A 2,911-nucleotide genomic window follows, 5' to 3' on the forward strand; every position below is an offset into this window, starting at 1 on the left:
GGGGTTCCCGTTGGGGGGGGGGGGTTGTTTTGGGGCGTTGGGGTTAACACCCCAAACCGCCACTCACGATCACCCTGACCGAGGGATTTCCGCCGCCATGATTTGACCGAGTCCAGACACGCTCCTATCGTTTTCGGTGATGTCCGACTTCGAGGCACAGCTGCGTGCGGTCTCGTTGCGCGTGACCCGGCCTCGGCTGGCCGTGCTCGCGGCGCTGCGAGACCATCCGCACGTCGACACCGAAACGGTGATAGCGCTGGTGCGGGCCGACCTTCCCACGGTCTCGCACCAGGCGGTCTACGACGTGCTGCGAGCGCTCACCGAAACCGGTCTGATCCGGCGCATCCAGCCCGCCGGCGCGCTCGCCCGCTACGAGACCCGGGTGGGGGACAACCATCACCATGTCGTGTGCCGTTCCTGCGGCGCGATCGCGGACGTCGATTGCGCCGTCGGCCATGCCCCTTGTCTCAGCGCCTCCGGCGACCACGGGTTCGTGGTCGACGAGGCGGAGGTCGTCTACTGGGGTGTCTGCCCCGGCTGTGCGGCCGAACCCGTACAGCGATGAATCGCCTGCCTGGAAGGAAGAAAATGAGTGACACACCGGAGAAGGGCTGCCCGGTGGCCCAAGACTCCGTGACCGCGCACGGAAGCGAGAGCGAAAACCCGGCGATCGATTCGCCGACCCCGAAGTCGGGCGGCCGTCCGCGCACCAACAAGGACTGGTGGCCCAACCAGCTCGACCTGTCGGTGCTGCACGTCCACTCGTCGAAGGCCGATCCGCTCGGCGCGGACTTCAGCTACGCCAAGGAGTTCGCCAAGCTCGACGTCGAAGCGCTCAAACGGGACATCGTCGAGGTGCTCACCACCTCGCAGGACTGGTGGCCCGCCGACTTCGGTCACTACGGCGGCCTGATGATCCGGATGAGCTGGCACGCCGCGGGAACGTACCGCATCCACGACGGCCGCGGCGGCGCCGGTGACGGCGGGCAGCGGTTCGCCCCGCTCAACAGCTGGCCGGACAACGCCAACCTCGACAAGGCGCGGCGGCTGCTGTGGCCGGTCAAGGAGAAGTACGGCCAGCAGGTCTCGTGGGCCGATCTGCTGGTGCTCGCGGGCAACGTCGCGCTGGAGTCGATGGGCTTCGAGACGTTCGGCTTCGGCTTCGGCCGCGTGGACACCTGGGAGCCCGAGGAGATCTTCTGGGGGCCGGAAGACACCTGGCTGGGTGACGAGCGCTACGCCACCGACACCGAGATGGTGCCCGACGTCGGCGCGACCGAGATGGGCCTCATCTACGTCAATCCCGAAGGACCGCGCGGCAACGCGGATCCGGCCGCGGCGGCGCACTTCATCCGCGAGACCTTCGCCCGGATGGCGATGAACGACGAGGAGACCGTCGCGCTCATCGCCGGCGGCCACACCTTCGGCAAGACCCACGGCGCGGGCGACGCCGACGCGCACGTGGGCCCGGAGCCCGAGGGCGCCCCGATCGAGGCGCAGGGCCTCGGCTGGCTGAGCAGCCACGGCAGCGGTAAGGGCGCCGACGCGATCACCAGCGGTCTCGAAGTGACCTGGACCGACGTGCCGACGCAGTGGAGCAACCGGTTCTTCGAGATCCTCTTCGGCTACGAATGGGAGCTCACCACGAGCCCCGGCGGCGCCAAGCAGTACGTCGCCAAGGACGCCGAGGCGATCATCCCGGACGCGCACGACCCGGCCAAGAAGCACAAGCCGACCATGCTCACGACGGATCTGGCGTTGCGCGTCGACCCGGCGTACGAACGGATCTCGCGCCGGTTCCTGGAACACCCGGACGAGTTCGCCCTCGCGTTCGCCAAGGCCTGGTACAAGCTCCTGCACCGCGACATGGGCCCGGTCAGCCGTTTCCTGGGGCCGTGGGTGCCCGAACCGCAGCTGTGGCAGGACCCGGTGCCGGACGTCGACCACGACCTCGTCGGCGACGCCGACATCGCCGCGCTCAAGGCGAAGGTTCTCGAATCCGGCCTCTCGGTCGCCCAGCTGGTCGGTACCGCGTGGGCGTCCGCCGCGAGCTTCCGGTCCACCGACAAACGCGGCGGGGCCAACGGCGCCCGGATCCGGCTGGCACCCCAGCGTGACTGGGAGGTCAACGAACCCGAGCGGCTCGCGGGCGTCCTGGAGACGCTGGAGAGCATCCAGCGCGAGTTCAACGACGCGGGCGGCGCCAAGATCTCGCTGGCCGACCTGATCGTGCTGGCGGGCTCGGCCGCCGTCGAGAAGGCGGCGCGCGACGCGGGCACCGAGGTGACCGTGCCGTTCCACCCGGGGCGTACCGACGCCACGCAGGAGGACACCGACGTCGAATCGTTCGCGCTGCTCGAACCTCGCGCCGACGGGTTCCGCAACTACCTGCGTCCCGGCGAGAAGCTGCAACCGGAGATCCTGCTCGTCGAACGCGCCTACATGCTCGACCTGACCGCGCCCGAGATGACCGTCCTCGCCGGCGGTCTGCGCTCCCTCGGGATCAACCACGGTGACACCCGGCACGGCGTCCTCACCGACCGGCCCGGCGTGCTCACCAACGACTTCTTCACCAACCTCCTCTCGCCCGGCACGCGGTGGAAGGTGTCGGAGTCCGAGGAGAACGTGTACGAGATCCGCGACGTGGCCACGGACAAGGTGAAATGGACCGCGACCGCGGTCGACCTCGTCTTCGGCTCCAACTCCCAGCTGCGGGCGCTTTCCGAGGTCTACGCGGGCCAGAGCGCCCGCGAGCGGTTCGCCGCCGACTTCGTCGCGGCCTGGACGAAGGTCATGGAACTCGACCGGTTCGACCTGGCCTGACGCTTTCGTCCGCTGAACGCGTCTCCGCGGGGGGTGGGCCCCCACCCCCCGCGGTTGCGGGGGTAGGGGGGCGTGACCCCCCTCAGGG

General features: G+C 69.3%; 2 protein-coding genes. Both read left to right on the top strand.

Annotation, left to right across the window (positions count from 1 at the left end; all coding sequences use genetic code 11):
* Positions 1–139 precede the first annotated feature (139 nt).
* Positions 140–565 carry a Fur family transcriptional regulator gene (locus ACFWMR_RS42545; RefSeq protein WP_093935600.1) on the top strand — a complete coding sequence of 142 codons (426 nt, stop codon included), beginning with the start codon at positions 140–142 and terminating at the stop codon, positions 563–565.
* Positions 566–588: 23 nt separating this feature from the next.
* Positions 589–2,823, top strand: coding sequence for a catalase/peroxidase HPI (katG, locus tag ACFWMR_RS42550; protein ID WP_378382491.1), 2,235 nt, complete (start codon positions 589–591; stop codon positions 2,821–2,823).
* Positions 2,824–2,911: the final 88 nt, after the last annotated feature.

Source organism: Amycolatopsis thailandensis (assembly GCF_042723255.1).
Classification (GTDB): Bacteria; Actinomycetota; Actinomycetes; order Mycobacteriales; family Pseudonocardiaceae; genus Amycolatopsis; species Amycolatopsis thailandensis.